This is a genomic window from Streptomyces sp., from assembly GCF_036566765.1.
Classification (GTDB): domain Bacteria; phylum Actinomycetota; class Actinomycetes; order Streptomycetales; family Streptomycetaceae; genus Streptomyces.
Genome location: NZ_DATCVQ010000347.1, coordinates 1 through 5,386, shown reverse-complemented (window position 1 = coordinate 5,386; position 5,386 = coordinate 1). Strand labels below are relative to the sequence as shown.

8 protein-coding genes are annotated in these 5,386 nt (G+C 69.8%); 4 read left to right on the top strand and 4 right to left on the bottom strand.

Annotation, left to right across the window (positions count from 1 at the left end; translation table 11 throughout):
- Nucleotides 1-148 precede the first annotated feature (148 nt).
- Nucleotides 149-397 (bottom strand): hypothetical protein, encoded by a 249-nt coding sequence (locus tag VIU94_RS20345; RefSeq protein ID WP_331913261.1) that lies wholly within the window; start codon nt 395-397, stop codon nt 149-151.
- Between the two features lie 45 nt (nt 398-442).
- Here VIU94_RS20345 and VIU94_RS20340 point away from each other — a divergent pair, with 45 nt between their 5' ends.
- The 3 genes from VIU94_RS20340 (at nt 443) to VIU94_RS20330 (ending at nt 2,306) form a co-directional block, all read left to right on the top strand.
- Nucleotides 443-859, top strand: a complete 417-nt coding sequence (locus VIU94_RS20340) for a hypothetical protein (protein ID WP_331913260.1) — start codon at nt 443-445, stop codon at nt 857-859.
- Between the two features lie 518 nt (nt 860-1,377).
- Nucleotides 1,378-1,725 (top strand): hypothetical protein, encoded by a 348-nt coding sequence (locus tag VIU94_RS20335; protein ID WP_331913259.1) that lies wholly within the window; start codon nt 1,378-1,380, stop codon nt 1,723-1,725.
- 143 nt (nt 1,726-1,868) lie between these two features.
- Nucleotides 1,869-2,306, top strand: a complete 438-nt coding sequence (locus tag VIU94_RS20330) for a PPOX class F420-dependent oxidoreductase (RefSeq protein ID WP_331913258.1) — start codon at nt 1,869-1,871, stop codon at nt 2,304-2,306.
- A 98-nt stretch (nt 2,307-2,404) separates the two neighbouring features.
- Here the strand turns inward: VIU94_RS20330 and VIU94_RS20325 are convergent, their stop codons facing one another.
- The 3 genes from VIU94_RS20325 to VIU94_RS20315 all read right to left on the bottom strand — a co-directional run bounded on the left by VIU94_RS20325 (nt 2,405) and on the right by VIU94_RS20315 (nt 5,011).
- Entirely contained in the window at nt 2,405-2,698 is a 294-nt protein-coding gene (locus VIU94_RS20325) for a VOC family protein (RefSeq protein ID WP_414720979.1), read from the bottom strand.
- Nucleotides 2,699-3,182: 484 nt separating this feature from the next.
- Nucleotides 3,183-4,475, bottom strand: a complete 1,293-nt coding sequence (locus VIU94_RS20320; RefSeq protein ID WP_331913257.1) for an MFS transporter — start codon at nt 4,473-4,475, stop codon at nt 3,183-3,185.
- The gene (locus tag VIU94_RS20315; protein WP_331913256.1) at nt 4,472-5,011 is read right to left on the bottom strand and encodes an ArsR/SmtB family transcription factor; all 540 of its coding nucleotides are present in this window, start codon (nt 5,009-5,011) and stop codon (nt 4,472-4,474) included. The genes VIU94_RS20320 and VIU94_RS20315 overlap by 4 nt, the downstream gene beginning before the upstream one ends.
- A gap of 175 nt (nt 5,012-5,186) precedes the next feature.
- Here VIU94_RS20315 and VIU94_RS20310 point away from each other — a divergent pair.
- Nucleotides 5,187-5,386 (top strand): recombinase family protein (locus VIU94_RS20310; RefSeq protein WP_349258575.1); only part of this gene is annotated, 200 nt, incomplete at its 3' end.

The window sequence follows — 5,386 nt, the reverse complement described above, 5'->3', positions numbered from 1 at the left end:
TGCCGAAACCGACTGACATCCGTTTCTGGTTCTCGCCTACGCAGCCGACCAGCTCCTGACCGTCTCGGTACGCATCCGCCGCACCCGGCTGGAACGCGCGCACGCCGACCTCGCGTCCGGGGAACTCGGCGGTCGGCCGTTCAGACGATCACGGCCCGCTGGGCTTCTCCAGCGCCACCGGGTTCAGCCGGGCGTTCTGCGAAACGTACGGATCGCGCCTGCCGAGCACCGTGCGTTCTCCCTGGCCGCCCCACAGCACGCAGAGCACACAAACGCAGCGCGCGATGAACACCGCCGCGCGTTGCTCTGGCCTACATTCTCCGCTGAAGACAGCGCCACAGCGTGAGTTGATCAGGCCGATGGTCCTGTCTGAGCAGGGCGACCATCGGCTGCTCATGGTGTGAGTGCCGATGGGCAACCATTCATCAACGGGAGGCATTGCATGTCTGGAATGTTCGGCAAGGTGGCGGCTGTGGCGGCTGCGGCGACGGCGGTCGTGACGTTGGCGGGGGCGCCCGCGAGCGCGGCGGACACGGCGTACAACACGCGCAGTGTGTGGCTGGACGGCAAACCGGTGTCGGGCCAGGAGCAAGCGTGCACGACAAGGAGCATGTACCTGGCCAGCGGTACCTACACGTGGACGCAGATCTTGGGGGCCAGCCGCACGCCGACCCGCGACATCTACCTGGCCGAGGGCACCTACTGGTGGATCGACTGCATCCGCCCCCACGGCGGCTACTACGAGCAGTACTCCATCCTGGACAAGCCCGATTCGGAGATGGCGTTCCTCCTGGACCCGAGTTTCACCCAGTCGGAGGGCACGTACACCTTCGGCTCGCTGCTCGACCCGCACTTCTGATCGAGCCGCCGGGCATCGCCCCGATCCGCTGAGGCGGGCCGGCCCAGGTCGGCTCGCCTCAGCGGCAGCGGCGACGAGAACCCCCAGGCCGGTGGATGCCCTCGCACTGCCGGGGCCAGATCGACCCGAACAGCACCGCCAGCCCGATCCTGGACGAGGACCTGGCCCTCGATTTCTGGTCCGGCCTGCGGCTGCTCGCACGCCACGCCCGAGACCGCGCAGGCGGCACGGCCACGGTCCGCGCCACGATCGTGCCTTTTCTCCTTGGCCCAGCCGCGCGCGGAGGCCAGGCTCTGCTGCCACGCGATGTCGAAGTGCGACCAGACCATGCCTAGCTTCTCAAGCTGCGCGATGCGGTCCTCGTCCATGTTCCCGCGGGCGTAGATGAGGGCTGCCTCTACCTCGTGCCGCCAGTGCCAGTGCCAGTGCTCGTGCTCTGGGTTGAGAACCCGCAGGTTGATGAATATGGCCCTCGTTCCCGTGGCGTTCGCCCTCGTCGCTGCGGCAGGCTGTTCTCCATGCCGCCCCCCGACGGCGAGCCGATCGAACTCCCACGGTCCTCCGAAGCGGTCACGTGGATCGATGCCGAGGGCGGCACGCTGCAACTGGAGCCGGACGGCACGTTCACCGGCCGCGACCTCTGCGGCGACGAGGAGGGCGCGACCAGGAACGAACCCACGTCGGGAACGGGCACGTGGGAGGAGAGTGCCCGCAACCGTCAGTCCACTGTCGAGGTGTGGTTCGAGGGCCAGGACGTGAGCTACAGCTGCGGGGCCGTGCAGGACGGTGCCGCACTGAAGCTGTGGACCTTCGTCGGTGACCCCGACCAAGGTCTGCAATGCATCCTCACCCGGCAACATGACTGACTGGTGTCAGGGTCCGAGCCTCGTGCTCGGGTCACCGGTCTGGGCGCGGGCAGGGTTGATCCCAGGGCCCCACCCGTGCGCTCTCGCACGATGGGAATGTATTCCGGTGCGCCGCACCAGAGAGCCCGATTAGCCTCCTCGGCATGCCCATTGAAATGAACGACGCCGTACGCAGCCTGCTCGACGTCCCGCACCCGGCCGTCTTGTCCACCCTCAATCCCGACGGCGGCCCGCAGAGTTCGGTGGTCTGGGTGAGCCGTGACGGCGGTGAGCTGCTGATCTCCACCGAACAGGGCCGGCGCAAAGAGCGGAACATACTCCGCGACCCACGCGTCGGCCTGACGGTCTTCGACCCCGCCAACCCGTACCTGTACGTCGAGATCCGCGGCACGGCCACCGTCACCGAGGACGCCGACCGCGCGGTGGCCGTCCGCATCGCCGAGGAATACCTTGGCCCGGGCGGCGGCGAGGAGTACCTGGAGGCCCCGCCGGAAGAGGTCCGAGTGGTCGTCCGCATCACCCCGACCAAGATCCTCGGCAACGCCACCAAGGCCGCTCAAGTTCTGGCCGGCGAGTCATAGGCAGAGCCACAAGCGGATCGCCGCGGTGGTCCTTATGCCGGCAACGACGAGCCGGCAATCCGACAGTCACATGATCCGCCGGACGCCGCCTACTAGACCTACGCTGCGAAGAACTGGTTGCCTTCCGGGTCCTGCATGATCCACCAGTGCCCGGCAGGCGGCCCCTTGTCGACCTCGCGGACGCGGGTTGCCCCCAGTTCTTCCAGTAGGGCCACCAGCTTGCCGAGGCCGCCGGGCTCGCTGTGGACGTCGAGGTGCAGGCGGTTCTTGCCCACCTTGCCCTCGGGCACGTCATCGAACAGCAGCCGCCGGCCGCGGCCGACGCCACTTGTCTGATCGAACGGTTCCTCGGGGACGTGCGCGGGCTGGGGAGCGGTGAACGGGAGCGCCACGTGCCCCAGGTGCGCGGAGGCGTGGATCCGCGTTGCCTCGGGCCGGGATGGGTGGAGCCAGGCTCCGTGCCGCCGTTGCGCCTGGACGGTGCCGGTGACGCGGGCCGGCGTCTGCGCGCCGTGCCTCTTGGCGGTCCGCGTCGGAGAGGCTGATCCCTGGGCCTGGGGCGAGCTCCACGCCACAGCGCCGACCCCGTCCGGCTGATGGAGCTCTTCGGCCTGTCCAACATCTCTGCCACCGGGTATGTCCTGTCCGCGCACCCGGACAAGAAGAACGGCCCCATCGCCCCGTAGGACCCTGCAAGCCCCCTGCCATGGGCTGAACGAGGTGGGCGGCTGGCTGACGGACCGTAGGCCGACGGTGGTCGGTGGTCCGTGCGGTCGTGCCGGAGTGCAAGAGTCCGCCATACCGAAGCCCCGCCATCCGGAAGGTTGGCGGGGCCTGGCGGCGGTGACCGGCTTCAGCAGTGGGCGCCGCCGCTGGTCAGACCGTACGTGCACTCTCCTGGGCAGGATCCTTGGATGCCGGGTGATCCGGACCGCCGGCCAGGGCGGCGGCACGCAGCGCCGCTTCGGCCCGGCGGTTGCTGGTCATGGATGCCGTGACGGCTGTCATCGTCAGGAGGAGGCCGGCGGCGGCGTAGAGCGGGGCGCGGATGTCGTAGGCGGTGGCCAGCCAGCCGCCGAGGAAGGCCCCGATGGGGGCGGCGCACATCGCCAGCATGCGGGAGGTGGAGGCGACCCGGCCCATCAGGTGGGCGGGGACGATCGCCTGTCGGAGGGAGGGCGCGAGAACCATCGTGGCGCCCATGCCCGCGCCGCATACGGCGAGCGCGAGGCCGGCGACGTACGGGTTCGGGGCGGCGGCCAGGCCCAGGATGGCGAGCCCTTCGACGGCGGCTGTGCAGGTCAGTGCGGTGCCGGTGCCGAGTCGTCGGCCAAGGTAGGAGGCGATGCCTGCACCGAGCAGGCCGCCGGTGGCCTCCGCTGTGAGGAGCAGACCGAAGCCGTAGGTGTCGATGCCCAGGCGGTCGTGCGCGAAGAGGGCGAGGACGGTCTCCACAGCGAGGAAGGCGACGTTCCCGACCGCCGGGCGGAGCGCCAGCCCGAGCAGCACCCGGTCCCGGAAGACGTACGAGGCCCCGGCCCGCGCTTGCCGAAGCAGCGACTCGCGGACCTCCGGCACAGGCCGGGGCATGGCGGGCAGCGTACGGACGAGCACGGCGGAGAACAGGAACGACACCGCGTCGGCGAGCAGCGGAACCGCCCGCCCGAGCGCGAGCAGCGCACTGCCCGCAGGCGGCCCCGCGAAACCGGACATGGCGGTCTGGGCACCGCGCAGGCGGGAGTTGGCGCGCTCCAGGAGCGAGGGGTCGCGGCGGAGCAGATCCGGCAGGTAGGCCGTGGCGGCCGTATCGAAGAACAGCCCGCCGACGCCGAGCAGGAAGGCGACGGCCGCGAGCAGCGGAATGCTCAGCACGTCGAGCGCGGCCGCTGCCGCCGGTATCGCGAGCAGCACCGCACGCGCCGCGTCCGCGACCCACATCGTGCGCCGACGGTCCCAGCGATCCACCAGCGCACCGCCGAGCACCCCGAAGAGCAGCCACGGCAGCGTCCCGGCGGCCGTGACGACGGCGAGCGCCATCGGATCCCGCGTCAACGTCAACGCGAGCAGCGGCATCGCGGCATGCGACACCCCGTCACCGAGCGAGGACACTGTCTGCGCAGTCCACAGCCGTCCGAACCCGGTCGGCAACTTCCGAACATCTGAGGTCACTTGGCACCCCTCTCGGCCTGCCCGCGCGGTGCCGGGTGGAACAGTGCGAAGACGAGTGACGCATCCGGCAGCGACGGATCGGACAGCTCCCGGTACTCGTCCGCCAGCGCCTGCAGCCGCGCCCCCAGCTCCGCGAACTGCTCCTCGGTGAGCCGCAGATGCGCCATCCGCACGTGCCGCTCGCCATCCACCGGCGACGCCTCCAGGTCCGCCACCGCATGCCGCATCAGCACATCCGGCCCTCCTTCGCCCGGATCCGGCAGCGAGATCGTCCGCGCGGCCATCGCGTAGTACCGCTCGGTGACCCCCCGCACCTTCCGTGTCCGTACCACCTTCACCAGGCCGGCCCGCTCCAGCAGCCGCACGTGATAGCTGGAACTCCCCTTCGCAAGGCCCACCCGCTCGGCGATCTGCGTGATCGTCGCGGGCTCGAAGCGGAGCACGGCCATGATCCGGTGGCGCGTGAGATTGGAGACGGCGCGCAGCTGCTCGTCAGTGGTGACGTGAAACGTCTCGGGTAGATCGTCGGTAGGCATGCGAGCAATGGTCAACGATTCTTGACCATTGCGCAAGGGGATTGGGCACGGACTTCCAGAATCTGCTGCCCGGCGCGCGAGACCTTCCGTCAAAGCCCCCCACCCCGCTGCCGATCCGGGCAGCTGTCAAAAAACCCCAGCGCACGACGCGGACGCGCTCGTCGCCGAGCCGCTCGTGCGCACCGAGATCAAAATCGGGTACGCCCGGGTGTCTACCGGCGGGCAGAAACTGGAGCGGCAGCTCGACGCGCTCATCGCCACCGGGTGCCGGAAGATCTTCGCGGACAAGAAGTCCGGGAAGGACGCGCTCCGTCCCGAGCTGAAGGCGTGCCACGCGTTCCTCGACGCGGGCGACACGCTGGTCGTCCCCTCGCT

Excerpts from the sequence above, each read along its gene's own strand:
- VIU94_RS20345 (WP_331913261.1), bottom strand. The coding sequence starts at position 397 with ATGAGCAGCCGATGGTCGCCCTGCTCAGACAGGACCATCGGCCTGATC.
- VIU94_RS20340 (WP_331913260.1), top strand. The coding sequence starts at position 443 with ATGTCTGGAATGTTCGGCAAGGTGGCGGCTGTGGCGGCTGCGGCGACG.
- VIU94_RS20335 (WP_331913259.1), top strand. The coding sequence starts at position 1,378 with ATGCCGCCCCCCGACGGCGAGCCGATCGAACTCCCACGGTCCTCCGAA.
- VIU94_RS20330 (WP_331913258.1), top strand. The coding sequence starts at position 1,869 with ATGCCCATTGAAATGAACGACGCCGTACGCAGCCTGCTCGACGTCCCG.
- VIU94_RS20315 (WP_331913256.1), bottom strand. The coding sequence starts at position 5,011 with ATGCCTACCGACGATCTACCCGAGACGTTTCACGTCACCACTGACGAG.